The organism is Pseudarthrobacter enclensis (assembly GCF_001457025.1).
GTDB lineage: Bacteria > Actinomycetota > Actinomycetes > Actinomycetales > Micrococcaceae > Arthrobacter > Arthrobacter enclensis.
Genome location: NZ_KQ758599.1, coordinates 314,463 through 340,686 on the forward strand (window position 1 = coordinate 314,463; position 26,224 = coordinate 340,686).

The 26,224-nt window shown below is 67.4% G+C and carries 28 protein-coding genes; 20 read left to right on the forward strand and 8 right to left on the reverse strand.

From position 1 onward, the window contains the following. Positions 1 to 57: 57 nt before the first annotated feature. Together AS031_RS01365 and AS031_RS01370 are read left to right on the forward strand one after the other, a co-directional pair. Entirely contained in the window at positions 58 to 1,281 is a 1,224-nt protein-coding gene (locus tag AS031_RS01365) for an acyltransferase family protein (RefSeq protein ID WP_082641922.1), read from the forward strand. A gap of 127 nt (positions 1,282 to 1,408) precedes the next feature. After that, complete coding sequence (locus AS031_RS01370) at positions 1,409 to 1,954, forward strand: YceI family protein (protein WP_058266352.1); 546 nt, start codon at positions 1,409 to 1,411, stop codon at positions 1,952 to 1,954. Here AS031_RS01370 and AS031_RS01375 read toward each other — a convergent pair. Next, positions 1,951 to 3,600: a PAS domain-containing sensor histidine kinase gene (locus AS031_RS01375; RefSeq protein ID WP_058266353.1), complete on the reverse strand. Its 1,650-nt coding sequence runs from the start codon at positions 3,598 to 3,600 to the stop codon at positions 1,951 to 1,953. The two genes, AS031_RS01370 and AS031_RS01375, sit on opposite strands and share 4 nt — an antisense overlap. A gap of 193 nt (positions 3,601 to 3,793) precedes the next feature. On the opposite strand from AS031_RS01375, the gene AS031_RS19920 reads away from it, so the two are divergent. Then, positions 3,794 to 3,931, forward strand: a complete 138-nt coding sequence (locus tag AS031_RS19920; protein WP_158505820.1) for a hypothetical protein — start codon at positions 3,794 to 3,796, stop codon at positions 3,929 to 3,931. A gap of 207 nt (positions 3,932 to 4,138) precedes the next feature. Here AS031_RS19920 and AS031_RS01380 read toward each other — a convergent pair whose 3' ends face one another. After that, positions 4,139 to 4,900, reverse strand: coding sequence for a GAF and ANTAR domain-containing protein (locus AS031_RS01380; RefSeq protein WP_058266354.1), 762 nt, complete (start codon positions 4,898 to 4,900; stop codon positions 4,139 to 4,141). A gap of 446 nt (positions 4,901 to 5,346) precedes the next feature. On the opposite strand from AS031_RS01380, the gene AS031_RS01385 reads away from it, so the two are divergent. After that, the gene (locus AS031_RS01385) at positions 5,347 to 6,012 is read left to right on the forward strand and encodes a hypothetical protein (protein ID WP_058266355.1); all 666 of its coding nucleotides are present in this window, start codon (positions 5,347 to 5,349) and stop codon (positions 6,010 to 6,012) included. Between the two features lie 18 nt (positions 6,013 to 6,030). Here the strand turns inward: AS031_RS01385 and AS031_RS01390 are convergent, their stop codons facing one another. Continuing rightward, a complete protein-coding gene (locus AS031_RS01390) occupies positions 6,031 to 6,780 on the reverse strand; it encodes an SDR family oxidoreductase (RefSeq protein WP_074446904.1) in 750 nt (249 codons plus the stop codon). Positions 6,781 to 6,872: 92 nt separating this feature from the next. Here AS031_RS01390 and AS031_RS01395 point away from each other — a divergent pair, with 92 nt between their 5' ends. After that, positions 6,873 to 8,243: an MFS transporter gene (locus AS031_RS01395; RefSeq protein WP_058266357.1), complete on the forward strand. Its 1,371-nt coding sequence runs from the start codon at positions 6,873 to 6,875 to the stop codon at positions 8,241 to 8,243. A gap of 2 nt (positions 8,244 to 8,245) precedes the next feature. On the opposite strand, the gene AS031_RS01400 is transcribed toward AS031_RS01395, so the two are convergent. Further along, positions 8,246 to 10,633: an Ig-like domain-containing protein gene (locus tag AS031_RS01400; protein WP_082641923.1), complete on the reverse strand. Its 2,388-nt coding sequence runs from the start codon at positions 10,631 to 10,633 to the stop codon at positions 8,246 to 8,248. Between the two features lie 99 nt (positions 10,634 to 10,732). Then, positions 10,733 to 11,356 carry a hypothetical protein gene (locus AS031_RS01405; protein WP_058266359.1) on the reverse strand — a complete coding sequence of 208 codons (624 nt, stop codon included), beginning with the start codon at positions 11,354 to 11,356 and terminating at the stop codon, positions 10,733 to 10,735. 233 nt (positions 11,357 to 11,589) lie between these two features. Between AS031_RS01405 and AS031_RS01410 the strand changes: the two genes are divergently transcribed. From AS031_RS01410 to AS031_RS01435, 6 genes are all read left to right on the forward strand, one after another. Further along, positions 11,590 to 11,916, forward strand: a complete 327-nt coding sequence (locus AS031_RS01410) for an ArsR/SmtB family transcription factor (RefSeq protein ID WP_058266360.1) — start codon at positions 11,590 to 11,592, stop codon at positions 11,914 to 11,916. Further along, a complete protein-coding gene (locus AS031_RS01415) occupies positions 11,913 to 12,671 on the forward strand; it encodes a cation diffusion facilitator family transporter (RefSeq protein WP_058266361.1) in 759 nt (252 codons plus the stop codon). The genes AS031_RS01410 and AS031_RS01415 overlap by 4 nt, the downstream gene beginning before the upstream one ends. Next, positions 12,668 to 13,576, forward strand: coding sequence for a cation diffusion facilitator family transporter (locus AS031_RS01420; RefSeq protein ID WP_058266362.1), 909 nt, complete (start codon positions 12,668 to 12,670; stop codon positions 13,574 to 13,576). The genes AS031_RS01415 and AS031_RS01420 overlap by 4 nt, the downstream gene beginning before the upstream one ends. After that, positions 13,576 to 14,268, forward strand: a complete 693-nt coding sequence (locus tag AS031_RS01425; protein WP_058266363.1) for a DsbA family protein — start codon at positions 13,576 to 13,578, stop codon at positions 14,266 to 14,268. Before AS031_RS01420 ends, AS031_RS01425 begins: the two co-directional genes overlap by 1 nt. 110 nt (positions 14,269 to 14,378) lie before the next feature. Then, positions 14,379 to 15,209 (forward strand): alpha/beta fold hydrolase, encoded by an 831-nt coding sequence (locus AS031_RS01430; protein WP_058266364.1) that lies wholly within the window; start codon positions 14,379 to 14,381, stop codon positions 15,207 to 15,209. After that, a complete protein-coding gene (locus tag AS031_RS01435; RefSeq protein WP_058266365.1) occupies positions 15,206 to 16,954 on the forward strand; it encodes a putative bifunctional diguanylate cyclase/phosphodiesterase in 1,749 nt (582 codons plus the stop codon). Before AS031_RS01430 ends, AS031_RS01435 begins: the two co-directional genes overlap by 4 nt. A 139-nt stretch (positions 16,955 to 17,093) precedes the next feature. On the opposite strand, the gene AS031_RS01440 is transcribed toward AS031_RS01435, so the two are convergent. Both AS031_RS01440 and AS031_RS01445 read right to left on the reverse strand, forming a co-directional pair. After that, positions 17,094 to 17,417 (reverse strand): hypothetical protein, encoded by a 324-nt coding sequence (locus tag AS031_RS01440; protein ID WP_058266366.1) that lies wholly within the window; start codon positions 17,415 to 17,417, stop codon positions 17,094 to 17,096. 155 nt (positions 17,418 to 17,572) lie between these two features. Continuing rightward, positions 17,573 to 17,938 (reverse strand): hypothetical protein, encoded by a 366-nt coding sequence (locus tag AS031_RS01445; RefSeq protein WP_058266367.1) that lies wholly within the window; start codon positions 17,936 to 17,938, stop codon positions 17,573 to 17,575. A 182-nt stretch (positions 17,939 to 18,120) separates the two neighbouring features. Here AS031_RS01445 and AS031_RS01450 point away from each other — a divergent pair, with 182 nt between their 5' ends. The 9 genes from AS031_RS01450 (at position 18,121) to AS031_RS20095 (ending at position 25,093) form a co-directional block, all read left to right on the forward strand. Continuing rightward, complete coding sequence (locus tag AS031_RS01450) at positions 18,121 to 18,402, forward strand: hypothetical protein (protein WP_228379539.1); 282 nt, start codon at positions 18,121 to 18,123, stop codon at positions 18,400 to 18,402. 248 nt (positions 18,403 to 18,650) lie between these two features. Then, complete coding sequence (locus AS031_RS01455; RefSeq protein WP_058266368.1) at positions 18,651 to 19,868, forward strand: MFS transporter; 1,218 nt, start codon at positions 18,651 to 18,653, stop codon at positions 19,866 to 19,868. Positions 19,869 to 19,952: 84 nt separating this feature from the next. After that, on the forward strand, positions 19,953 to 21,173 hold the full coding sequence (locus AS031_RS01460; RefSeq protein WP_058266369.1) for an FAD-dependent oxidoreductase: 1,221 nt from the start codon (positions 19,953 to 19,955) through the stop codon (positions 21,171 to 21,173). 86 nt (positions 21,174 to 21,259) lie between these two features. Continuing rightward, positions 21,260 to 21,964 carry an esterase/lipase family protein gene (locus AS031_RS01465; RefSeq protein WP_058266370.1) on the forward strand — a complete coding sequence of 235 codons (705 nt, stop codon included), beginning with the start codon at positions 21,260 to 21,262 and terminating at the stop codon, positions 21,962 to 21,964. Between the two features lie 171 nt (positions 21,965 to 22,135). Beyond that, entirely contained in the window at positions 22,136 to 22,678 is a 543-nt protein-coding gene (locus AS031_RS01470) for an alternate-type signal peptide domain-containing protein (protein ID WP_058266371.1), read from the forward strand. Positions 22,679 to 22,749: 71 nt separating this feature from the next. Further along, positions 22,750 to 23,349: a SipW-dependent-type signal peptide-containing protein gene (locus tag AS031_RS01475; protein WP_058266372.1), complete on the forward strand. Its 600-nt coding sequence runs from the start codon at positions 22,750 to 22,752 to the stop codon at positions 23,347 to 23,349. Beyond that, positions 23,339 to 23,986 carry a signal peptidase I gene (locus tag AS031_RS01480; protein ID WP_058266373.1) on the forward strand — a complete coding sequence of 216 codons (648 nt, stop codon included), beginning with the start codon at positions 23,339 to 23,341 and terminating at the stop codon, positions 23,984 to 23,986. Before AS031_RS01475 ends, AS031_RS01480 begins: the two co-directional genes overlap by 11 nt. A gap of 1 nt (position 23,987) precedes the next feature. Continuing rightward, positions 23,988 to 24,473, forward strand: coding sequence for a hypothetical protein (locus tag AS031_RS01485; RefSeq protein ID WP_058266374.1), 486 nt, complete (start codon positions 23,988 to 23,990; stop codon positions 24,471 to 24,473). Between the two features lie 470 nt (positions 24,474 to 24,943). Continuing rightward, positions 24,944 to 25,093 (forward strand): hypothetical protein, encoded by a 150-nt coding sequence (locus AS031_RS20095; RefSeq protein ID WP_228379540.1) that lies wholly within the window; start codon positions 24,944 to 24,946, stop codon positions 25,091 to 25,093. Positions 25,094 to 25,298: 205 nt separating this feature from the next. Here AS031_RS20095 and AS031_RS01495 read toward each other — a convergent pair whose 3' ends face one another. Next, the gene (locus AS031_RS01495) at positions 25,299 to 26,192 is read right to left on the reverse strand and encodes a phosphatase PAP2 family protein (RefSeq protein ID WP_058266375.1); all 894 of its coding nucleotides are present in this window, start codon (positions 26,190 to 26,192) and stop codon (positions 25,299 to 25,301) included. Positions 26,193 to 26,224 lie beyond the last annotated feature (32 nt).

Here is a 26,224-nt window from a genome sequence, read left to right on the forward strand (position 1 = left end):
AGGCTGCGCCCAGCCTCCATTTAGCCTAGTTACCGAAACGTTATATATGCTGGCTGGGTGGTTCTTAGGTCAAGCAGTGGAAATCCGTCAGTTCCGGAGCGCGGCTCGGCGCACAAAACAGGGCACGAAAACAGCATCATTTCAGGGCGCAAACACTCCCTGGACGGCTTGCGCACCATCGCCGTCGCAGGGGTGTTCCTGTTCCATACCGTCACCGCCCAGATGCCGGGCGGCTTCATCGGCGTGGACGTCTTCTTCACCCTCAGCGGCTTCGTCATCACGCTGCTGATCCTGAAGGAGCGGCTGGCCACCGGCGGCGTCCGGATGGGCGTGTTCTACGCCAAGCGCCTGGCCCGGCTCTGGCCGGCCCTGCTGGCACTCTGCGCGGTGATCGCCGTCGTCGGCTTCGTCCTTCCAAGCTCCGGCTGGGGCGGGCAGGCCGGGTTCATCCTTCCCGCGGTGGCGTATGTGATGAACTTCGCGCACGTTGGTGCGTTCGGGAACTCGATCGCGGGGGAGACCCTCGGCCCCACCTGGACGCTCGCCGTCGAGGAGCAGTTCTACCTGGTGTGGCCCCTGCTCCTGCTGGCCATGCTGCGGTTCTGCACAATCCGGACCACCGCCTGGGCCACTGCCGGACTCGCTGCAGCCTTCATGCTGGAACGCGGGGCGCTGGTCCTGGCCGGCGCGCCGCTGAACCGTCTTTACAACGGCCCGGACACCCGCGCCGACGAGCTGCTGATCGGCTGTGCCCTGGCACTGCTTTTCACCGCTGTCCGCACCGGCTCCCGCGTCCACGCAGCGCTGCTGTCAGCCGCGCGCTGGGCCGGGCCTGCCGCCGGAGCTTCCCTGCTGGCCGCGCTGTTCCTGCTCCATGAGCCGGACACACCCGGCCCCTGGTTCACCGCGTTCTGGTCCTTCGGGCCCACGGTCCTGTCCCTGCTCGCCGCGGCTCTGATCGGCTCCCTGGTCCTGCAGCCGGCCGCCTTCCTGGGCCGGATCCTCAGCCACCCGTGGCTGGCCTGGCCGGGCCGGGAACTGTCCTATGCCATGTACCTGTGGCACATTCCCGTTTACCTGCTGCTGCTCCCCGTGGTTCCGTCCCTGTCCGTCCGGGTGGCGCTGGCAGCGGTGCTGACCGTAGCACTGGCCTTCGCGTCGTCGCGCCTGGTGGAGGCACCCATCCGCCGCTGGGCCAACGAAAGGCTCGAGGCCGCCGTCGTCCGTCCTGCGCCCACGCCTGAAGCCGAGAAGGCGCGTGAACTGGTGACGGCCAGGTAGCCGGCGAATGAACTATGGCCCATGGACCCTGCCCCGGCGGCGCTGCCGGTAATAGGCTGGCCGCGACGGCACCTGCCGGCAGCGGGCTTCCCTTGCCCGCAAACCCCCGAGTTAGGAGAGATAGGCCATGACTCTTCCCAAGGAACTGACTCCCGGAACCTGGACCCTGGACATGTCCCACAGCGAGATCGGCTTCAGCGTCCGGCACGCAGGCATCAGCAAGGTCCGCGGCCGCTTCACCCAGGCAGAGGCCGAGGCACGGGTGGGCCACTCACTGCAGGACTCCAGCCTGCACGCCACGGTGGCCACCGCCAGCTTCGATTCCGGCGACGCCAACCGGGACGCCCATGTGCGCGGAGAGGACTTCTTCGACGTCGAAAAGTACCCCGAAATGACGTTCCGCGGCACGTCCATCGAGGGCGACGGCGAGGAATACACGCTGACCGGCGACCTCACCATCAAGGGAGTCACCCAGCCGGTGGAACTTGAAGTGGAATTCACCGGCGTGGCCGTGGACCCGTTCGGCGCCACGCGTGCCGGGTTCTCCGCCGAAACGGAAATCAGCCGCAAGGCCTTCGGCTTGACCTGGAACGCTGCATTGGAAGCCGGGGGAGTGCTGGTCAGCGACAAGGTCAAGATCAACCTCGAGGCTGCGCTGGTCAAGAAGGACTAACGGCTGGCGGCCAGGGCGCCGGTATGCGCCATGGGCAGCGTCAGCGTCGCCGTCGTGCCGTGCCCGTGCGTGCTGGACAACGTCACGGTGCCCCGGTGGTTCTCCACGATGGACCGGGTGATGGCCAGGCCCAGGCCGGCGCCGGGGATCGCGGACGAGTGAGCGTTGGCCGCCCGGAAGAAGCGGTTGAACGCCTGTGCCAAGTCCTCCTCGGTCATCCCGACGCCGGTGTCCGTGACCGAACAGACGAGGTTGCCGTCGTCAGTACCTACGCGGACTGTCACAGTGCCGCCCCGGGGCGTGTACTTGATGGCGTTCGAGACAAGGTTATCCACGGCCTGTCCCAGCCGGTCCGGGTCGAAGCGGCCGGCGGCGGGCCCAACGGCCTCACACGTCACCGTGACGCCGCCGGCGCGGGCACGGGGCTGTGCCGACTCGACGCTCTGGGCCGCCACTTGGGCCAGGTCGGCCTGCCGGGGCTGGATCGTGAGGGTTCCCGACGCGACGGTGAGCAGGTCCGCCACGAGGCTCAGGAGACGTTCAGCGTTGCGTTTGGCCACCTCCAGGCAATGCACTACATCCGGGTCCAGCCCTTCCTCGTCCAGGGCCACGGACAGGTAGCCCAGGATCGAGGTCAACGGCGTCCGCAGCTCATGCGAGACGCTGGCAACAAACTGGTCCTTCGCGGACAGCGCCTCCACCAGGGCGGTGACGTCCGTCAGGGCCAGCACGGCGCCGGCCTGCCCGCCGTCACGGGCGGGGACCAGGCGGCAGGTGGCAGAGTAGGCGCGCTGGCTGGTGCCGGACCCTATCCAGACCAGTTCGTCGGTGAAGGGCTGCCAGCGGGCCGCGCGAGCATGCGGGTACTGTTCCGGCGGGAGCGCCTCCTTCTGGTCGATGCCAAACACCTGCGTTCTGGCCCCTTCGGCGCCCTGCTCCGCCGGCAGCCCGGGCCAGCTGCCATCGTGGCGGTTAGTCAGCATTGTGTGTCCGTTCCGGTCCAGCGCCCACACGCCCACGCTGACCGTGTCCATCACGGTGGCCAGCAACTGTTCGCGGTGCTCACTGGCAGACAGCAGTTCCCTGACCTCGGCCTCGCGTTCCTCCAGCCGGCGCCGGTGCAGGCGCAGCGCATTGGCCACCCCGAAGGCCGTTAAGGCAACCGCACCCAAAATCACCGGCAGGAGCACGATGCGGATGAAGGAGGCGCTCGTGTATCCGGACCCGAGAATCATGGGCGGTGCGGCGACGCTCAGGACTGCGGCCAGAATGGCCAGCACCACGCCGCTCCGGCGTGGACCATAGGACAGCCAGACCACGGGGAACACCAGGAGGAAACTCAGGACCGACAGGTATTGATCGCCCGCTTCCCGGGACAACCCGATCGCCAGGCAATCCAGCACCGGAATGGCGAGGACCGCACGTTCGGGCAGCCGGTCCCACGGCACGGCAGCGCAGGATGCAAGCAGGACGGCGTGGAATACCAGTGATGACACGAAGGCAGCCGACCACTTCAGGTCCGGGTGCAGCACCGATGCCAAAAGGATGACCAGCAGCATGGTCCCGGACAGCGGCAGCTGGAACAGTACTGTGCGGCCCCTGCGGCCGAGCGTGCGGAAGTAGCGGGCCCCCCGGTCGAATAGCATTGCGCCCCCAGCAGGTCGGTGTTTTTGAAGCATACTGCCTATTCCGGCGCATACCCGGACCCGGTGGGGAGAAAACAGGGCAGGACACCCGCTGACGGGGCGGCCGGCAGGTGCTAAATCGAGTAGTGGAATTAACGAAGACAAGTACGGAGTTCTCGTGTGCCCGGGCAGACCGCAAACGTACATTCTCTGCATGGCTGAAGTAATTGTGAGGAAGCGGGGACGGCGCAGGTTGCCCGGAGCCGCGAAGGGAAGTGCCCAGGGGTTCGCGTTCCTCGCCGTCGCCGTGCTGGTGGCGGTGGGACTCATCGTCGTCGCGGTTTCGGGGTAGGCGGCCGCCATGCGCGTTCGACTGCCGGCACCTGACGGCCAGGACCTTGATTGCCCGCACCAGTTTGTGGGCCGCTGTGAAGCGTGCAGTGCCCTGTCCGAGAGCCGCGGGCTGGTTGTCCAGCCACCGGCGGACTTCGGCTCGTCCCTGACGTTTCCTGATTTCGAATAGCCGACGGCGTCCGTCCAGCGGGCGCCGCCGCTTACCCTACGCGAGCGCCGGCGGCTCGAACCGTGTCACCGGTGAGCCGTTGGGCAGGGCCTTGAGGACATTTTCCGCCACGCTGCGCACCTTGAGGTTGCGCTGGCGGGAAACTCCGGCCAGTTTGCCGAACGCCTCGGTGTAGGAGCAGCGGTTCTGGGCCATGATCACCCCGCAGGCCACATCAATGGACGTCCGGCTCTCCAGCACGGCTTTGAGGTTGTCCCCGGCGGAGCGGACGCTGCGGACCTCGATGGCGAGCTTCATGCTCTGCGCCGCGACGCCGGCAAACCAGGCAGCCTCACCCACGAGTTCGGGGGTGAAGTCAAAACCAACAGGTCCCAGGAACACCAGGGCGCAGGATGACCGGGAGTCCAGCTCCAGCGGAACGGCCAGTGCCACTCCGTACCCGGCGTCCGTCAGCCGCCTGCGGTAGCGTTCCCACCGCTGGGAACCGCTGCCGCCTGTGACCTGGACCGGGGCCGCGGAGGCTGCTGCCTGGGCCATGGGCCCGTCGCTGTACCGGTCCTCGGAGGACGCGATGTTGTAGGCACGCGTGGCGCTTCCGGCGGTGACGGGCGGGTTGCCCGCGCGTGTGAGCGTGGCCGCAGCGTCAAGGGCCACGCCTGCCGCCCCTGCCAGGGACACAGCCGCCCCCTCGGCCAGCCTCTGGACGGACGCCAGGTCCGTCTCCGCGCCCGTCACCAGGTCCAGCAGGAACCCTGGCCGGTCCGCGCGCCTGGCGCCTACTGCCGGTTGTAGTGTCACCTGTGTCCCCCCGTCGCCGTTCCTGCCACGCGGCGATGCGCGGCTTTTCCAGAAACTTAGGCCGTAGCCGGGTCCCGGTACACGAGTAGCGTGTACTCTACTTCGCCCCCTAGGCCGGTCCGCCACCACCTGCTTCGCAGCCGCTTCCACCCGCATTGGCTGACGCCACCAGGAAACCGGGCAGCAGCGGGCCCGGACGGACGCCGGGATGGCCGCAGGTTAACCTGCAGCCGCCTTTCCGGACGCCCGGTGATACTCAGCATGCTTATGAAGCAGGTGGTGGCCACTCTGTCCGGCGGCGGAGTGGTTCCCTAGGTTGGCGCTATCACGTCCGTCAACGGCTGCGGAATATCCCGCGGGCCTGGACGGGCCACGCACCGAAACGGGGACCAGTTATGCGCAGGCGATTAAAACCAACCATCCTCCTGATCACAGCCGTTCTGGCCTTGGCCGGATGTGGAACGGGGACAGCCACCCAGACCGAAACCTCCTCGCCGCCGGCCCCCAGCCCCACGCCAAGCCCGGCGAAAACCTACACTGATGCGGACCTCAGCTCCATCGTCTCCACGTTGAAGGACTCCCAGGGCCGGGCCCTGACAGTTGTTCCCGCGGCGCAGATCGACCAGGGCATCATCAAGGCCAAGGAGATCCTGAAAGGTGCGGTGTTCACGCCCCCGGAGTGCAATGCCTTTGCCGACAGCAACGCCCAGATCCCGGAGGACAGCACCTACGCAGCCGGCACCAGTGTCTCGGCGGCGGAGAACACCGCAATCGTGGTCACGGCCATCGCCCTGACCGACGCCAAGGAGCTCACCGCCCACCTGCAGGCATCCGAGGACGCCGTTGCCGCATGCCGGAATTTCACCCTTGAGTTGGCGGGGCAAAAGATCACCACCGAAATCCAGCAGATCGACGCCGCCACCAAGGGCGAGCAGTCCTTCGCCGCGCTGGCAAAGCAAACGGCGTCGTCAGGGGAGGCCCAGACCACCCTGACCATGACCGGCATCAAGGGGAACCTGGCCGCCACGGCGGTGAAGACGGGGACGAACGTGTCTGCGGACAATGCGCCCGAACTTGCGCAGCTGGTGGACACCATCCTCGCGCACGGCTGACCGCCTGCCGGCATCGGGTCAGTGCGGCAGCGCGTCCAGCCACTCCTGGAACGCCTGGCGTCCGACGGCGGAACCCGGCGCCGGGATCAGCGCGCCGCTGCGCATGGCCTTGCCCATCGGGCCGGGGAGGGGTGCCTCCAGCACCTTCTTCCCGGTCCGGCCGGTCCTGTGAAGGTAAGCCCGTACCAGGCCGGCCAGCTGCTCCGTGCGGGGGCCGCCGAGGTCCGGAACCCTGCCCTGCGGGCCGGCTTCCGCGGCTGCAACCAGGGCTTCGGCAACCTCGCTGGCGGCCACGGGCGCGGTAAACATTTTCGGCACCATCACCACCGGTCCCGCGGAGGCCGCCTGGACCACCAAGGGCACGAACTCGTGGAACTGGGTTGACCGCAGGAGCGTCCATGGCACATCGCCGTGCCGCACGGTGTCCTCCTGCACCAGCTTGCCTGCGTAGAGGCCGGAGCGTGCCTGGTCAATGCCCGCGATGGACAGCGCCACGTGGTGCTTCACCCCTGCCTGCTTCTCTGCCGCCAGCAGGTTCTGCGACGCGTTGGTGAAGTAGTCCACCGCTTTCTTGGTGGCTGTGCTGTTGATCCCGGCGACGTCGATGACGGTGTCCACGCCGGCCAGCGACTGTTCCAGGCCGCGGCCGGTCACCAGGTCCATCCCTTCGGAGCGGCTCAGGCTCACAACATCGTGCCCGCGCAGCCGCGCCACCTCCACCACGTACCGGCCAACAGTGCCGGTACCACCCGCTACGGCAATCCTCATGGACAGCATCCTAGGGCCGGCACGTCCCCGGTGGAGCGGTAGGGGAGGGCCGGCCATGTCCGCGGCGCCGGGTTCTCAGTAGACTGGGACCCATGTCCGAGCAGGAAGCTGCCATCGACACGTCCCTGCGTACTCCGGAGGAGCGCTCCCGCACGTTCGCGGGCATCCTCATCAACACCGCACTGGCCAACATCACCACGAGCTACCTGTGGTTCGCCCTCACGTTCTGGGTCTACCTTGAAACCCGCAACGTGATCGCCACCGGTGTGGTGGGCGGCGCGTACATGCTGTTGATCGCACTCTCCAGCATCAGCTTCGGCACCTTCGTGGACCGCTACCGCAAGCTGGCGGTCATGCGGTTCGCCGCCGCGTTCACCCTGGTGATGTTTGTGGTGGCCGGGGTGATGTTCCTCCTGACGCCGGAAGCCGCCCTGCTGGACCTCGGCCAGCCCTGGTTCTGGATCTTCACCCTGATCATCCTGATCGGTGCCGTGGTGGAGAACATGCGCAACGTGGCCCTGTCCACCACCGTGACCATCCTGATTGATCCGGACCGGCGGGCCAACGCCAACGGGATGGTGGGCATGGTCCAGGGGCTCGCCTTCATTGTCACCTCCGTGCTGTCCGGCCTGTCGGTGGGCCTGCTGGGCATGGGCTGGACCATCGCGGTCGCCGTCGGCCTCACCGCCCTGGCCTTCCTGCACCTGCTGACGCTGCGGATTCCGGAAGAAACCGAGGTGGCACCAAGCGACGCCCACGGCGGCTTCGACGTGCGCGGCGCCATCGCCGCTGTCCTGGCCGTGGGCGGTCTGTTCGCGCTCATCATCTTCTCCACGTTCAACAACTTCATCGGCGGCGTGTACATGGCCCTGATGGATCCGTACGGGCTCGAGATGTTCCCCGTCGAGCTGTGGGGCGTGTTCTTTGCCGTGGGCTCCACCGGGTTCATCGTGGGCGGAGCATTGATCGGAAAGTTCGGCTTGGGCGCCAACCCGCTGCGGACCCTGCTGATCGCCGTGGTGCTGATGGGTGCGCTCGGGGCACTGTTCACCATCCGGGAATGGGCATGGCTCTACGTACTGGGCATCTGGCTCTACCTGGCACTGGTGCCCTGCGTCGAAGCCGCCGAACAGACGGTCATCCAGCGCGTCGTTCCGCTGCACCGCCAGGGCCGTGTTTTTGGCTTCGCCATGGCCTTCGAGTCCGCAGCGGCGCCCGTCACCGCCTTCCTGATCGCACCGCTGGCGCAGTACTGGATCATCCCCTGGGCCCGGTCGAGCGAAGGTTCCGCGCAGCTGGCGCCGCTCCTGGGCGAGGGGACGTCCCGCGGCATCGCCCTGGTGTTCCTGGTGGCCGGCATCATCATGATCGTGGCAGCACTCCTGGCCTTCCTCACGCCGGTGTACCGCAGGGTCTCGGAGTCCTACGCCCACGCCGACGTGGAGGAACCGGCCGAGGCCTGACGCTAGAAGTCGCGGTCCAGGGCTCCGGTTTCCGTTGCCGGGGCGGTGGAGGAGGGGACGCCGGCCAGCGAGGTGACGGCCGCCGTCGGGCTCCAGACCATGGATGCTGCAGTGGAGACCGTCCGCAGCGATGACGCACCGCTGGCAACAGACCCGAGCGTAACGCTGACCGCTGTCCGGGGGATTCCGTTGACGGTGACCGTGGTGGCCGTCATGGTGGCGTTGAAGGTTACGGTCTTGCGGCTCTTGGCGAAGTTGCCCTTGGTGTTCAACGTACCCAGGTTGACGGTGCCGCCGGTGCGCTGAAGGTCGATGGTGTCGGCTCCATTGCCCAAGCCCAGGAGGTTCCCGTCGCGCAGCCGGAGGGTCACGGGAAGTGCCGCCCCGTTCCAGCCGGACGTGACTGACCCCGGATTGACCTGCTGGCTGTAGGTGAACGTCAGGACATCGCCGGCGTCAAGGCGTCCAGCGGTGCCTGTGCCGTTGACGGCCTGGACGTCGGCGCCACGCAGCGGGCTGTTGTCCACCCTGCGTGAAGCAAGGGTGGCGGAGGTGGTTTCCCTGCCGGTGGGTTCCAGCAGGATGGCGCGGAAGTCGTAGAGGCCGTCCGCCACAGTGGTGGTGTTCCAGGCGCAGGTGTACGGGCCGGTGGTGATGGTGCACCGGGTGGTCCAGGTGGCGGTCCCTGCCGGAGCGGACTGGATGCGCACGCTGCTGATCCCGGCCGGTGAGTTGGCCGAGGCGGTCAGCGGGACGGTGCCGGTGAGGTATTCGCCGGGGTCCTCCATGGACACCGAGGCCACGGTGTTGTCCACCGTCCTGGTGGAGGCGACTGTTGAGACCGCGGTGTTTCCTGCGGCATCGGTGGCCACCGCCCGGAAGTTGTAGGTGCCGTTGGCCAGGGTGGTGGTGTCGAACCTGCAGGAATAGGGCACATCTGCAGCGGTGCACATTGCGGTCCAGGTGCTGGTCCCGGTGCGCTGGTACTGCAGTTGCACCTGCGCCACTCCTGAGTCCGCGTCCGACGCCGTTGCAGCGAAGGTACTGGTACCGCGGAGGGTGGCGCCCGGGTCCGTCAAGGTGACGGAGGGTGCCGTGTTGTCCACCATGACGTCGGCGATGATGGCCGAGTAGGTGGTGGTCAGGCCGGAAACGGCGACGGCGCGCAGGTCATAGGACCCGTTGGTGAAGGCGGCGGTGTTCCACGTGCAGTTGTACGGGGAGAGCAGGTTCAGGCACAGGGTGTTCCATTTGTTGGCCCCGGCCGCCGAGTATTCCACCCGGACCGTGTAGAGGCCTGCGCCGGCGTTGTTGAGGGCCACGGCCAGTGAGGTGGTGCCGCGTACCGTCTCACCGGGATCGCTGAGGACCACGGAGAACGTGTTGGACACTGCGGTGCTGACAGGCTGTGTGGTGCTGGTGAGTCCGGAGTTGTCCGTGGCGATCGCCCGCAGGGTGTACTGGCCGTCTGGAACCGCGGTGGTGTTCCAGGCGCAGGAGTACGGGGCGGACACCGGGGTGCAGAGCGTCGCCCAGGTGCTGCTTCCGGCTGCCGCGTATTGGATGGCCACGTTGCGGATGCCGGACTCAGGGTCCGTGGCCTCCGCGGACAGCACCACGGTGCCGCGTACGGTGGGCCCGGGACTGCTGAGGCTGACTGACGGCGGGGACCAGTCCGCGGCGGTGGCGAACGAGTTGGCGGCGTTGGCCGTCCTGGCGGTGAACGCCGCCGCTGAGAAGACGCTGGCGCCCAGCACTACCACGGTGCACAGGGCTGCGATGATTCCGACGGCGGTCCCGGCCTTCGCAAAGGGGGGTGGGCCGCCGTCGTCCGTTCCCGGACTGTCTCCGCCGTCTCCTGTGTCCCCGCCGCCGGGGTACTCCCGGCCGTTCCCGCGGGGGCTGACACCGCCGAAGACGGCGGCGGCCACGGCAGCCAGGGTGATGACGGACCACAGGGCAAGGGGAGGGAAGTTACCGCTGTTCAGCCAGAGTCCGGGCAATCCGACGCCGGGGACCAGCAGGCGTGCCTGCCCGGTAATCTGTTCGCGGGTCAGGGGAGTGCTGTCCACATCGGCGTTGGCGTCGCCGGCTGTCACGTAGGTGCCGTCGTCATTGGCCGTGACGATGCGGTGCAGGCGGGTCTTCTCAACCCCGCTGGGTTCCGCTGAGGCGGGACTGCGGAACTGCACCACCCTTCCCACAGGCACCGGCTGTGAAGGGTCCAGGTCGGAAGCCAGGACGACGTCGCCGGGGGAGATGTGCGGTTCCATGGAACCGCTTTGAACTACGGTGCCGTGCCAGCCGAACGCTGCCGGAACCACCGCGAACAGGGCAAGGCTTAGCAGGATGCCCAGGTACAGCCGGGACGCCAGGGACGCCAGGAACAATCCCCATCCGTCGACCGAAAATATCGCCCCGGTCCGGGAGGGACCCGGGGAAGACCCGGGCCTCTCCCGCTTCACCGCGTTACTGTTGTTGCGCCCGGATTACGGCGTGGGCGCGTTGTCGGACTGCAGTTCCCAGACGAGGTCGATGCTGACGCGTGCGCCCTGCAGGGCGTTGACCTCGTCCTGGCTCATCCCGGTGGTGTCGAACCGCCAGGTGCCCCGGTAGCTCTGCGTTTCTCCCGGAGTGCCGGCTGTATCCCACGGAGCGCCGCCTGTGGCAAAGTCGCGGTTGACGGTGGCCAGCTGGGACAGCGGAAGTTCAGGAACCTGGTTGGCTGTGGGGGTGAACCCGGTGCAGTCATTGAAGGAACCGCCGGTGCCCTGCTCCAGGTCGAAGTAGATCCGGTTTTCCAGCCCCTTGGACGTGACGAGGTTCTGGGTGTAGGCGCGGACCTCGCCCGGCACGTTCGACTGGGACGTCACTACGATGCACTTCTGGCCGGTCTGGCCGGGAACGATGTTCTCCACGGTGAATGCTGCGGCGCCGTTGTCGTCGTCGGTAAGGACCACGCTGCCGGTGCTCCAGGAGCTGCCGGCGTTGCGGGTGGTGGCGTTAAAGGCAGCTTGTGACCCCTGCCAGACCATTCCTCCGGCGATCAGGATGGCAACGGGAGCTGATGCGAAAGCAGCGATTCTACGGACGCGTGCGGACGGCGTTTTCATACCTGGGACCCTGTCTTTGACCGATGTTGTTCCTGCTCGGTCTGCCGGACAAAGTTGACTCCGGTTTGTCGGCCCCCCAAGCACTGACAGGACTAGCCTACAAAAGAACGCCGCCCGAATCTACAGGTTTGTCATAGCCGGCTGTTGGGTTGTCAACACCATGACAACCAGCGTACAAGGGTGGGGCCGGTGGACCGATTGCCTCAGTACATCCAAGAATGTACTTTGTAGGGGTGACAACCCTGACCCATGCACCCGTCCTGGCCCGGTTCGGTTATGCCGTGTCCGATCCCACCCGTGCCCGGATCCTGCTGGCATTGGCGGAGGCCCCCGCCTACCCGGCGGAGCTCGCCGAGACGCTGGGCGTCTCACGGCAGAGCATGTCCAACCACCTGACCTGCCTTCGCGGCTGCGGGATGGTGGTGGGCGTCCCGGACGGCCGCCGGACCCGTTACGGACTCTCTGATGCCCGGTTGGGGCATGCCATCCGTGACCTGCTGGGCGTGGTGCTCGCCGTCGACCCCGCGTGCTGCACCCCTGAAGGGGAGTGTGTGGCGTGAGCGGCCTGCAATTGACCGCGGCGCCCGGGCGCCGTGCCGTGCTGGTCCGCCGCATCCGGCTGTTCGCCGCCGCCACCATCACCTACAACATCATCGAGGCGGTTGTGTCCCTGTGGGCCGGCGGCGTCGCCGACTCGTCGGCGCTGATCGGCTTTGGGCTCGACTCCGTCATTGAAGTGGCGTCCGCCCTTGCCCTGTCGTGGCAGTTCTCGTCCAGGGACCCCGAACGCCGGGAACACCTGACGCTGCGGATCATCGCCCTGTCCTTCTTCGCCCTGGCAGCGTTCGTGTCCTTCGACGCCGTCCGCTCCCTGGCCGGAGGCGGCGAAGCCCGGCATTCGCTCCCGGGCATTGTCATTGCCGCACTCAGCCTGGCGGTCATGCCTGTGCTGTCCTGGGCGCAGCGCAGGGCGGGCAGGGAACTGGGCTCCAGGACCGCCGTCGCCGATTCCAAGCAGACACTGCTCTGCACGTATCTCTCCGCCGTGCTCCTGGCGGGCCTGGTCCTGAACAGCACGCTGGGCTGGTGGTGGGCAGATGCCGGGGCCGCCCTGGTCATCGCCGCCATCGCCGTCCGCGAGGGCATCAGCGCCTGGCGTGGCGATGTGTGCTGCTCCGTCCCGCACGCTGCGGACACCGCCGGCCAGGAATCCTCCGCCGGAGGCTGCTGCGAGGGCTGCGCAGCAGAAGCCGGGCAGCAGCCCGGCCGGCAGTCCCTGGGCATGCCGCTGCCGGCCAAGGGAGACGGAAAATGAGCGGACACGACCACAGCCACGAAGCAAGCAACCGGACCAAGCTCATCATCGTCTTCGCTGTCACGGCTTCAGTCATGGTTGCCGAGATCATCGGCGCGCTCCTCACCGGAAGCCTCGCGCTGCTGGCTGATGCTGGACACATGTTCACCGACGCCGCCGGCCTGCTGATCGCACTGATCGCGGCGTCCCTGGCCCTCAAGCCCGCCACCCTGGAACGGACCTGGGGATACAAGCGAGCCGAGATCGTTGCGGCCGCGGGGCAGGCGGCCCTGCTGCTCGGGGTGGGCGGGTTCGTCATCGTCGAGGGCATCCGCAGGCTCCTCGAACCGCCGCAAGTGGCCGGATCCACCATGCTGTGGTTCGGCGTCATCGGCCTGGCGGGCAATGCCGTAGGCCTGGCGGTGCTGGCGTCCGGGCGGCACCACAACTTCAACATGAAAGCAGCGTTCCTTGAAGTCCTGAACGACGCTTTGGGATCGGTGGCCGTCATTGCTGCCGCCGTCATCATCGCCCTGACCGGCTGGACCCGCGCCGACGCCCTGGTCTCCCTGCTCATTGGCGCGCTGATCATTCCCCGGACGCTGAAACTGCTGCGGGACACCGTTAACGTCCTGATGGAGAACGCCCCTGCCGGACTGGACCTGGGCAAGGTCCGCGACCACATCCTCGCCTTGCCGCACGTCATCGATGTCCATGACCTGCACGCCTCCCTGGTGGCGTCCGGCACGCCGGTCCTGTCGGCCCACGTCACGGTTCAGGACACCTGCATGAAGGACGGGCATGCCGCCACCATCCTGGCAGACCTGCAGCGCTGCGTTGCCGAGCACTTCGACGTCAGCATCGAACACTCCACCTTCCAGATCGAGCCCGCCGCCCACCGCGACCAGGAAACCATCCGACACTGATGACACAGACACCCACCACATCCCGCACAGCCCCGGGCGGCGCCGCCCGGATTCGCCTGGCCATCTGGATCCTCCTCGGCCTGATTGTTGCCGGGGGAGTGGCGTGGTACGTCCTCGCCACCGCCGCCCAACCCTCACCGCCGGACGTCCAGCCCGCAACCGATGCCCGGCTGGTCCGCGAAGACAGCCACCGGGTCACTGCTCCCGCCACGGAGAAGGCACAGCTCGTGGAATTCCTCGACTTCGAATGCGAGTCCTGCCTGGCCGCCGAACCCCTCGTCGCCAAACTCAAGCAGGAATACGGGGACCGGATCACGTTCGTCCACCGCTACTTCCCGCTGCCCGGCCACCGGAACTCAGGCACTGCCGCGCTCGCTGTGGAAGCGGCGGCCCAGCAGGGAAAGTACCAGGAGATGGCCGGCAGACTCTTCGAAACCCAGCCGCAGTGGGGCGGGAAGCAGGACTCCCAGGCCGGGGTGTTCCGGCAGTTTGCCCAAGAGCTCGGCCTGGACCTGGCCGCGTACGACGCCGCCGTCGCGGACGAGCAGACCAAGGAAAGGATCCGCCGCGACATCGCCGACGGCAAGGCGCTGGGCGTCACCGGTACACCGACGTTCTTCCTCAATGGCAAGAAGCTCACCCTGGACACCGAACAGCAGTTCCGCCAGTTGCTCACCGACGCCGCCAGGTAGCCGCTGGCCGGGTGCCCTGCCTCTTGCGGCAAACTTGTGGTTGGTTCCAGGGCCCGCGCCATTAGTATCTGAGTAAGAAGTCACCCTGCTTACTGGTTTGGGGTTGGATCATGGTCGAAGCACTCACCGCGGAGGCGGTGGCCCGGCGCAATAACGTCACGGTGTTAGGCCGCCAGGACGGGCCGGTGATGCTGTTCGCCCACGGCTACGGGTGCGACCAGGACGTGTGGCGGCGGCTGGTACCCTACTTCGCCGACGACTACAGGGTGGTGCTTTTCGACCACGTCGGCGCCGGCCACTCCGACATCGAGGCCTACGACAGGGAAAAATACGGGACACTGGACGGTTACGCCGCCGACATCCTGGAGATCTGCGCGGCATTTGACCTGACCGACGTCGTCCTCGTGGGGCACAGCGTCAGCGCCATCATCGCCCTGATCGCCGCAGCCAACGAACCGGAGCGGTTCTCCCGCTTGGTGCTGGTGGCCCCGTCGCCCCGCTACACCAACGACGCCGCTGACGGCTACCTTGGCGGCTTCACGCAGGAAGACATCGACGGGTTGCTGGCATCCCTGGACAGCAACTACTTCGCCTGGGCCGAAGCCCTCGCTCCCATGGCCATGGGGAACCCGGACGCGCCCGAATACGCAGAAGAGCTCCGGAGCAGCTTCTGCCGGACCAACCCGGCCATTGCACGCCACTTCGCCCGGGTCACGTTCCTCTCGGACAGCCGCTACATCCTGGACCGGGTCCGCTCCGACAGCCTGGTGCTGCAATGCTCTGATGACCTGCTGGCTCCCACGGAAGTGGGATCCTACGTGCACCGGCACCTTGGCCACAGCTCCCTGGTCCGCCTGCAGGCCACCGGGCACTGCCCGCACGTCAGCGCACCCGGGGCCACCGCGCAGGCCATCCGCCGATACCTTCGGCAGCGCCCATGACGGACACCGCCGGACGGCCCGTGGCCAATTTCGAAGCACTCTTCCACCAGGCGCCGTGCGGCTACCTGATCACGGACGACGGCGGCCGCATCGCCGCCGTCAATGACACCTTTGTGCGGTGGACCGGTTTCAGCCGGGCGGCCCTGCTGGGGCGCACCCTGCAGTCCCTCATGCCCGTGGGCGACCAGATCCTGTATGCAACGCACTGTATCCCGCAATTAGGCATCACCGGGTCTGTCTCCGAAGTGGCGGTGGACTTTATCGGTGCCGACGGCATCCGCCGCCCCGCGCTCCTGTCCGCCTCCCGTTTTGCGCCTGCCGGCGGCGGCACGGACAGTGTCCGGGTCATCATCTTCAGCGCCCACGAGCGCCGGCAGTTCGAAAAAGAACTGGTGTCCGCCCTGCGGGCCGCCGAGGACTCGGACGCCAGGCGTGCCCAGGCGGAACGGGAACTCCAGCGGCTGGCCCTGCACGATGCACTGACCGGGTTGCCCAACCGCGCAGGACTCAAGGCACGCCTCGACGAACTAACGTCCGGGGGCAGCGGGGAGACCCTGGCGGCGTTCTTCATCGACCTGGACCACTTCAAGGCAGTCAATGACAGTTTGGGCCACGGGGCGGGGGACTCGCTGCTGGTGTCCGCGGCGGAACGGCTGGCCGCCGCCGTCGAGGGAACGGCCCTGGTGGGAAGGCTGTCCGGGGATGAATTCGTCGTGCTGGGGGCATTACCCGGGGCCGAAGACGCAACAGCGCTCGCTGGCCGGCTGCTGGAAGTGCTCGCAGCGCCCATCAACATCGAGGGCCTGGAAATCATCACGTCGGCCAGCATCGGCATCGCCATCGCCAGGGACGGCGAAGACACCGTGGACGACCTGATCCGCCGGGCCGACATCGCCATGTACCGTGCCAAGGAACGCGGCCGCAACCGGTGGGAGCTGCATCGGCCGGCGCCGTCCGACCCCAACGTGGACCGGCTCCGGGCCTTGGGCGAATTGCGCCGCGGCATCGGCGAAGGCGCCCTCCGGGTGCACTACCAGCCGCGGATCGACCTTCACACCGGCCGGCCCAGCGGAGTGGAGGCGCTGGTGAGGTGGCAGCACCCCACCCGGGGCCTGTTGCCGCCGTCGGAATTCATCTCCATGGCCGAGGAATCCGGGCTGGTGAGGCCCTTGGGTGCGTGGGTACTCGACGAAACCCTGAAACTGGCGGAGAGCCTGCGCCGGGACAGCCAAGCCGGCGCCGCGCTGGAGTTTGCAGTGAACCTTTCAGCCCGGCAGCTCAACGATCCGGGGCTGGTGTCCATGGTGGAGGGGGCACTCCGGCGCACGGAGATGGACCCTGCGATGCTGCTGCTGGAAATTACCGAGACGGCCCTGATGCAGGACCCCACAGCGGCATTGGAGTCACTCACCGCCCTGAAGAACCTGGGCGTCGGGCTGGCCGTGGACGACTTCGGCACCGGCTATTCCAGCCTTACCTACCTCAAGAAGTTCCCCATCAACGAACTGAAAATCGACCGGTCCTTCATCATGGGGCTCGGCTCCGACACCGGTGACTCAGCCATTGTGGGAAGCTGCATCGGCCTGGCCCACGCGGTGGGAATCCGGGCCGTGGCCGAGGGAGTGGAAACGGAAGGCCAGGTGGAGGCACTGCAGACCATGGGCTGCGACCTTGCGCAGGGCTACCTGTTCGCCCGCCCGCTGCCGGAGCAGCGGCTCAGGGAATGGCTCAGCGCCAACGCTTAAAGCACACTCCGCCCTGTCCGGTGCAGCTACCCGTATCTGCGGGTACAGCGGCATCGTGGGACAGGACGGAGGGCGGGACTATCAAAGACTTGGCCGGCACTCTGGCCCGATCGGGGGGCTCTATGGTGCCGGACCTGCGCTATGCGGCCAGGCGGGCGGCCGCTGTGGGAACGGGCCGCCGCGGTGCCAGGACGCTGATGGTGCACGGCGCCTGGTGGGGATCGATCCTGGCGGGCAGGTGGCGGGTTTGGGACGCGGTATGGAGCATGTCCAGCGCAGCTTCATCCACGAAGGCCTGCGAGATATCCAGCTCCAGGTCCAGGCCTTCCCTGAGGGAATTGGCCCGCTTTGCTACTACGTATAAGGCGTTGACGCTGTGAACGGTGATATGCCCCTTTGCAATCACCTTCGCACGCGCACGGTCGAGATCTACACGGACAACAATGTTCAGCTTCGAATTCAAGTGGTAAAGCCTTCCCCGGCATAGGCTGCGACGCTGCAGCTTTTTGCATGGCCGTTTTCTTCAGCCTCATACAGATTAGGGGCTGAATGTGATCCACGCAACAGGTTTACGAATTTATTACCGAAGCCGCCGATGCTGATGTTGTGACGCCGGGCTCAGCCCACCACCTCGGGCAGCCTGCCGGCGACGTCGGGAAGCCGGCCCGTCAGCACCGCCACCGGCGCCGTTGACCAGCGCTGCCGCTCCGGCTCAAACGAAACCACCGCGGACGCGTCGCTGGCCCGTGCCTCGTCCATGGCCAGCAAAAGGGCGTCCTCCATGTGCCGGGCGTACTCCAGCCGTTCGCCCAGGCTGCCCTGCAGTTCGGAGTCATCGATGAGGACGTGGCTTTTGCCCTCCACAATGACCTTCAGCAAAAACCCCTGGTCCTCATGGAGGGACCCCCGGGTGGACGAAATCTCGGTGATTCTGTCTGCCCGGACCAGCCCGTTGCCGAGCGTGCGGATCCACACTTCACCCATCGAATGACCTCCCCTTGGCTTAGGGCGCGGAACAGCACCCCTAAGGCGAAATTTACTCCTCCTGGCGCCGTTTGTGACCCCCGAATTTCTGGCACTCACGTTGGCCTCGATGCCGCGGGACGCCCCTCCTGCGGGACCTTCGCCCCTTACCGTCTGGCCAGCACGCGGGCCACCCTGTTGGCATGACGTCGACGGGCCCAGCCGGTGGGATCGGTTCCGCACTCGTCAACGCCGTGCTGCTGTGGGCCATCAATATCTGGCCGGGCTGGCGCGCGGTTCCCTTCCTCACCGGGGACGTGGAGCTGGTGCTCGGCGCTGTCAACGCCTCACTCATCGCCGGCATCACCGCAAACCTCCTCTTCGCGGTTGTGAGGTCGCGGGGATTGCAGGCCCTCGGGAACCTGGTGGTTCTCGCCTTTGGACTGGCCGCCCTGATCCGGCTCTGGGACGTCTTCCCCCTTTGACTTTTCCGGTGGCTGGTCCGGGTGGACCGCCGTGGCCAGGGCTTTCCTGGTGCTCGGCATGGCAGGAACCGTCATCGGTGCGGTGGCGGAGATAGTGGCGTTGTTTCGTTCCTTGACAGGGGCCGGTTCCCGGGCACGGCAGTAACCGGCCGGCCCGGAGGGAGCCGGCGGCCGCCTCCTGCCACAGACTGTTTCGCAGGTTGACGCCGTGCGCAGGGCAACAGGGGCGCAGCCCTAGGATAAATCTGATGACTTCCCCCGACGACTCCCAACCGTTCAGCCTGCGCGGCATTGCCGTGGCCGCTTTCGGACCAACCCTGCTGTTCGGGCTCGGCCAGGGAGCCATCCTTCCGGTGGTGGCCCTGACCGCCCGCGACCTGGGCGCCTCGGTGCCGGTGGCAGCCCTCATCGTCACCCTCATGGGCCTGGGCTCCTGGTTCTTCAATCTCCCGGCATCCCTGGTAACGCTCCGGTTCGGTGAGCGCTGGTCCATCGTGGGAGCAGCTGTCGCCGCCGGCCTCGCACTTGCCGCCGCAGGGCTCTCTTCCCTGGCGCCCAACGGACTGTGGCTGCTGGCCGTGGCGATGGCCGTCGTCGGAATGTCCGGCAGCGTCTTTGGCTTGGCCCGGCAGAAGTACCTCACCGAGGCCGTGCCGGTGGAGTTCCGTGCCCGCGCCCTGTCCACGCTGGGCGGCGTGAACCGGATCGGCGTGTTCATCGGGCCGTTCCTGGGCGCAGCCGTGATGCAGTTCGGGGGCACCAACGGTGCCTACTGGGTGGGGGTGGTGGCCATGGCCGCCGCGGCCCTGCTGTCCCTCACCATCCCGGACCTGGCGGCTCCGGACGCGTCCGACGGCGGCGCGGCGGGACCGCAGCCGACGCTGCGGAGCGTCGCGGCCTCCCACGCAGGGGTCTTTCTGTCGGTGGGGATCGGGATCCTGCTGCTGTCCGCCCTCCGCTCGTCCCGGCAGGTGGTCATTCCTTTGTGGGCGGACCACCTGGGCATGGACGCCACGTCCGCGTCACTGATTTACGGTCTGTCCGGGGCCATCGACATGCTGGTGTTCTACCCGGCCGGGAAGCTCATGGACCGCAAGGGCAGGCAGTTCGTGGCGGTCCCATCCACGCTGCTGATGGGCGCCGCCCTGGTACTGATCCCGCTGACCGGCTCCTTCACCGGGCTGCTGCTGGCGGCGCTGCTGATCGGATTCGGCAACGGCATCAGCTCCGGGCTGGTCATGACCCTCGGAGCCGACTTCTCGCCGGACCGCGGCCGCGGCCAGTTCCTGGGACTGTGGCGGTTCATGGCCGATGCCGGGTCAACGGGCGGGCCCGTGCTGCTCTCCGCGGTGACCGCCGCCGCATCCCTGGGCGCGGGGATCTCCGCCACCGGCGTCCTGGGCTTTGCCGCGGCGGCCGTGTTCGCCGTCGTGATTCCACGCCTGAAGCACCGCCGCAACTACTGACTTGCTCTATCAGTTGGAGTCCCTAAAACCGCATTTTGGGGACTCCAAGTGATGGGGCAACGGGGTGTGGAGGACACTGGTCCCATGGATGCTGATGCCAACCGGAAAATCGAGCGGGACTGCGTGATCGCCGGCGGGGGACCGGCCGGAATGGTCCTGGGCTACCTCCTGGCCCGTGCGGGACTTCGGGTCACCGTCCTGGAAAAGCATGCGGACTTCCTTCGCGACTTCCGCGGCGACACGGTCCACCCCTCCACCATCACCCTGCTGGGCGAACTGGGCCTGCGGAACCGCTTCCTGGACCTGCCGCTAACCCGCATCAGCACCCTGGATGTGGTGTTCGACGGCGACCGTTTCACCATGGCCGACTTCGGTACGCTGCCCGGGCCGGACAACTTCCTGGTCTTCGCCCCGCAATGGGACTTCCTGAACTTCCTGGCGGCAGAAGCGGCGTCCCTCCCAGGATTCGAACTGCGGATGAGCACGCGGGCAGACGGACTGGTGTACGACGGCGGCCGCATCGCCGGCGTCCGGGCCACCGGACCGGAGGGGAGCCTCGAGCTGCGCGCACCGCTTACGGTCGCCGCTGACGGGCGCGCATCAATACTGCGCAACGACGCAGGCCTCCATCCCACCGGGTTCGGCGTACCGATCGACGTGCTGTGGTTCCACCTGCCCAAACCGCCGCAGCCGGTTCCCGCCACGCTGGGCTACGCCTCCGCCAGGGGCCTGGTCCTGACCCTCGACCGCGGCAGCTACTACCAGTCCGGGATGGTCATTCCAAAGGACGGCTTCGAGGGCATCAAGGCCCAGGGGATCGAGGCGTTCCGGGACCGCCTCACCGCCGCCGCTCCGCACCTCGCCGGCCCGGCCCGGAGCATCACCGGCTGGGAGCAGATCAAGCTGCTGTCCGTCAGGATCAACCGCCTGGACACGTGGCACCGGCCCGGGTTCATCGCGATCGGCGACGCCGCGCACGCCATGTCACCCATGTTCGGCGTGGGCATCAACTACGCCATCCAGGACGCCGTGGCGCTCGCCAACGCCGTCATCCCGGAACTGGCCCGCGGGACCGTGTCAGACCGGACGCTGGCCGACGTCCAGAAGCGCCGCCAGGTTCCCGTCAGGAAGATGCAGCGGATCCAGCGACTGGGGCACCGGGCCATCGCCCGGCGGCCACGGGGGAGCCGCTTGGTTCCCCGGCCCGTGTCCTGGGCCCTGCGCGGTCTCTCCCCGGTCCTGCGCCGCGCCACCGCACGCTTCATCGGCGTAGGGTTCCGGCCGGAGCACCCCGCCGGCGCCTGACGTTCGCGCGGTCCGCTGACAGGCAAAACGGGTGTTTGCCTGGCGGGTTTGGTGGGTAGACGGCGGTCCCCGGTTATCCTCGACACATGAGTGCAACGGGGACGCCAGCCCGGATCGGCCTGCTGCAGAAAGCGCTGTGGTGGGGGCAGGACTACGCCTACGCAGCGCTCTGCCAGGCGGAAGGGCTGCTCTCCCGCGTGCAGCCCGGCTCGTTCCACCAAGGCACCCGGAACCCGGTGGTGATCATCCCCGGCGTCTATGAGAACTGGCAGTTCATGCTGCCCCTCATCCACCGGATCCACGACGCCGGCCATCCGGTACACGTGGTCACGGTGCTGCAGCGCAACAAGCTGGAGATTCCGGCGGGGGCCCGGCTGGTGGCGCAGCACATTGAGGAGGCGGGGCTGCACGACGCCGCCATCGTGGCCCACAGCAAGGGCGGCCTGATCGGCAAGTACGCCATGCTGATGCTGGACCCGGAGCACCGGATCAACAGGATGATCACCGTGTGCACCCCGTTCTCCGGTTCCCGGTACGCCCGCTACATGCTGCTGCCCAGCCTCCGCATCTTCTCTCCCCGCAACGCCCTGACCCTGGAGCTGGCACGCGAGGAAACCATCAACAGCCGGATAACCTCCGTCTACGGCCCCTTCGACCCCCACATCCCGGAGGGCAGCATCCTGCCCGGGGCCACCAACATCGAACTGCCGACGGCGGGACACTTCCGGATCCTGGGCGACCCGGAAACCGCGCGGATCATCACCGAACAGCTGGCTTTGCCCGAGCTGTGAGCCCCCGCTTGGTTCCTCGCGGCATCGCCGCTGTTCAGGGCGTGGTTTAACTTTCAAATACCTTGAGCATTCTTTGCCCGTTTTCGGGCTATGTTCCTGAGTTTGGCTGTGCATTGTTGTCCCCAGCAGGACCACTTCCACCAAAGTAAGCAAAGTCTGAGGGGACACATCATGAAGAACAGCACTCTGATCAAGGGAACCGCAGCCATCGCCGTTGGCGCAGCACTGTTGCTGGGCGGCGGCGGAACCCTGGCCAACTGGAACGCAGAGGCCACCACCGCTCCCGGCACCATCGTCGCCGGCGACCTGAACGTTGCAAAGACCGCAGCCGGCGTCTGGAAGGACCGCGCAGGCACCGTCATCCCTGACATCAACAACTACAAGGTGGTTCCGGGCGACAAGCTCACCTTCACCCAGGACCTGACCGTCACCCTCGTCGGCAACAAGATGGCGGCCGACGTCAGCACCACCGGCATCACGGCAACCAACGGCTTCACCTCCGCCAACGTTTCCGTTTCCGCCCCGGCGCTCACTGTCGGCTCCGCCCCGGTGGCCAACCCGCTCAAGCCCACGGTTTCGGCCCAGACCGTGACGGCGACGATCACCTTCGAATTCCTGTCCAGCACCACCGGCCGCGCAGACACCACTGCCAGCTACAACTTCAACAACGTGGCCTTCCAGCTGACCCAGGTGACCCAGCCCGGTCTCTCCTGATGAAACGTGGCCGGGCGGTCCATTGGCTGCCCGGCCACCCAGGATGAGGACACTGACCAGGAGGAGACATAATGCGCATCAAGCGCTCACTGCAGGCGGCGGCACTGATCGCCGCTGCAGTGCTCCTGGGCCTCTTCACCGTTCAGGGCACCTACGCCCTCTGGAACGCGACGGCAGTGGCAACCCCCGGTACGGTCAGCGCCGCGTCGTTCGACATGGTGCTCACCCCGGGCACCGGCCAGGCCACCACCATGACTCTGTCCAACGGGACCGCTGCCACAGTGGCATTGTCGCCCAACGGGACGCTGGGCCCGGGCACTCCCGTCCACGGGGCCCTGGTGGTCACCAACGACACCAACGCCGGCGGCCAGTTCAACACCGTCATCACGGCCGGCACGCCGGCTGTCGCGAACGTCAACGGCGGAACCCTGGCCGGCTACATCAGCGTCAGCGGGAAACTGGCCGCCACCACCGCCGAGTGCGGCAACGCCACCGGGTACCTGGGCATCGGGACAGGGCTGGCCTCGCTCCCCGTGGCAAAGACGGCATCGGCCATCTTTTGTTTCCAGGTCAGCCTGAACCCGGGCGCCCCCACCTCCGTGAAAGGACAAGCAGTGAACATCACCCTTCCGCTCACCGCCCGTCAATGCGGGGTGTCCGGTGGCTGCTGACCTGACCGCCGGCCGGGCCCTGCCTCCCCGCGCTGCACGCAAGACGTCCCGCCCGGCCCAGGCGTCGCCGTCGTCCGCCGCCGTAAGCCGCCGCAAAGGCACGGGGGCGTGGGCCGCCGTCGGACGCATCGCGAGCATGTCCGCGATGCTGGTGGCCCTGTTCGCCGCCGTGGTGCTCATCGTGATCCCGGTGGCCACCGGCTCGCACACCTACACCATCCTCACCCAGTCGATGGAGCAGAAATTCCCGCCGGGGACGTTCATGGTGATGAAGCCGGCCGCGTTCGATGAGCTGAAGGCAGGCGACGTGATCACCTTCCAGATGTACTCCGGCCGGCCTGAGGTGGAAACGCACCGCATCATCGGTTTCGGAGCGACGCAGCAGGGCGAGAAGACCCTGATCACCAAGGGCGACAACAACGGCGCCAACGATCCCGAGCCCGTCCGCGCCATCCAGGTCAAGGGCAAGCTGTTCTACGCCGTACCGTACGTGGGATTCCTGGCCAACGCGCTGGGCAACTCGGACCGCGGCACCTGGACCATCGTGGCGGCTGTACTGCTGATCGGCTACGGAGCGATCACGGTGTACAGGTCCGTCCGGCGGCCCAGCAGTGCACGGTTCCGGGCGGTTGTCTGACATGCGGAAGTTCCGGAACCTGCCGGGGGCCGCGCTGGCGGTCGGCGCGTTTGTGCTGACCCTCATGCTCGGCTTTGGGGGAGCGGCGGCATCCGCGCTGTGGCAGCAGAGCGCCACCGTGGCCATTACGGTCACCTGGCCGGCGCAGGCCTTCACCGGCTTCACATGCTCCAACGACAGCAACCGGACCAACGCCACCCTGTCCGCTGCCGCGACCGCCAAGCCCGCCTCGCTGGTGTATGCGGCGCTGCAGTCCAACGGAAGCTACGGGCCGTCCTATTCGGACTCGGTCACCCTGGGGACCACCAGCACGGTGGTGCTCAACTTCAATACCCCCGTCATCGCTGCCAACCGGAACACGGCGCAGCTGACCATCCGTGTGACGGCCACCTACGCGGACCAGACCCAGAGCACTGCCACGGCGGTGCTGCAGATCGAACAGGGCAACAACAGCAACAAGGTCACCTGCGTGTCCGCGACGCTCTGATTCCACCCCGACCCCGCCAGCCCGGCGGAAGCGGGTGCCGCCAGTTCCCCCCACTGGCGGCGCCGGCTTCTGCCGGGCTTGCGGCGTTTTGGGGTCCCGCGCGGCAGCCGTGCCGGGGCACACAAAAGAACCGCGTCCCGGTGGGGCGCGGTTCTCATGGCTGCCGGTGGGGTTCCTGGCGGCGCCCACTTCAAGACGCCGCCAGGAGCTTTGGGGGCGTCTCCGTCAGGAGCCGCAGGGGCCGGGTCCCAGCAACCCGGTAACAGCTACTATCCGGCAGCAGGATCAACATTCCGCCGGATCTGCCGCAAGAAACACTCAACGTTGCGTCACGATTGCGGCACCGGTGCGGGGCTGTGCACAGGTGTCCCACCCAGGGCAGGAAGTCACTTCCGGGCGGCCCTGATCCGCGCTACCGTCGGAGCACCTGCGGCCGGTTGGCGGCCCCGGGAACCGGGAAAGGGGTGGCGGTGGAACTCTTCAGCGACAAGCCCGCCCGCGCTGCGGCCGCCTTGACCAGGCTTGCGGCCGAAAACCTTGAAACCGGTGGGCGGCCCGGGGAGAGGCTGCACGTGTTCCTTGAAGGCCTCGCCCGGCGGAACGGCGCAGGAATCGTCTAACAGGTCGCCATCGAACTCGCACGCCAGCACCTCGCCAGCCTCGAAGAGCTGGCCTTCCTGACCGGCAGGCCCGCGGCCCGCTGCCTTGATGACATTGAGCTCGCGGCGGCACTCGATGACGCGCCCGACGGCGGGACGCCGGGTCCTCCTCCGGGCGTGCGTTAGCGCCGGGGACCCGACGGCGCCCGCACGGCGGGGAGTGCGGTCAGTCCCGGCGGCGTGCGGCGTACGCGAACAGGGACGTGGTGGCCACCGTCGCCAGGTAGCCCGCGATCACGATCAGCGAGATGCCCGCCCAGAAGTAGTTGGTGGTGCTGGTTTCCTGCCACGGGCTGGGCGCGATCCGGATCAGCGAATACACCGCCACCGCGGCGGAAACCAGCCCGATCAGCACCGGCAGGACCAGCCACACCCTGGCCGACCCGATATGCCGGTTGAAGCCCTCCCACGCGATCCACGTTCCGCGGCGCAGGATCAGCCACCCGGCCGGGATCATGAACGCGCCCACCAGCAGGAAGGCCGCCACCACGTCCGCGGGGCGGTGCCACTGGTTGATCAGCGTGGAGACGCCGGAGGCAATCGCGAACGTGCCGCCCACGAACCCGGCCATGGGCCGCCACCGCGGCGAGGCCATCAGGAACACCGCCGCCGCCGCCGAGGCCGCCAGCGTGGTGTGGCCGGACGGCAGGGAATTCAGTTCCAGCGTCACCACGCCCTTGTCCGGTCGGGCCGGCAACAGGTCCTTGAGCACCTGGGTGGCGATGTTGGCGGCTATGCAGGCCGACACCGCGATGCCGGCCTCGGCCCAGTGCTTCCGGATCACCGTGACAAACAGGACCACGACGGCGGCCATCACCAGGGAGATGGTGGGCAGCAGGTCCAGGAACCGCGTGCTCGCCTTGCCGGCAGGACCGTGGATGTCCACGGCTTCCACCAGCGCGGACTCGTCAATGAACTGGCCCGTGGTGGTTTGTACGAAGTAGTGGTACGTCGCGACCAGGCCGGCGATGCAGGCCAGCGTGGCAAGCGTGAAGAGGAAACCCGAGCCCGGTGCGGGCCGGGCAGGCGTCCTGAGCTGCGTTTGCCGTGAGGAAGTCATCGCCGTTAAGGGTGACACAAAAAGCTGGGAGG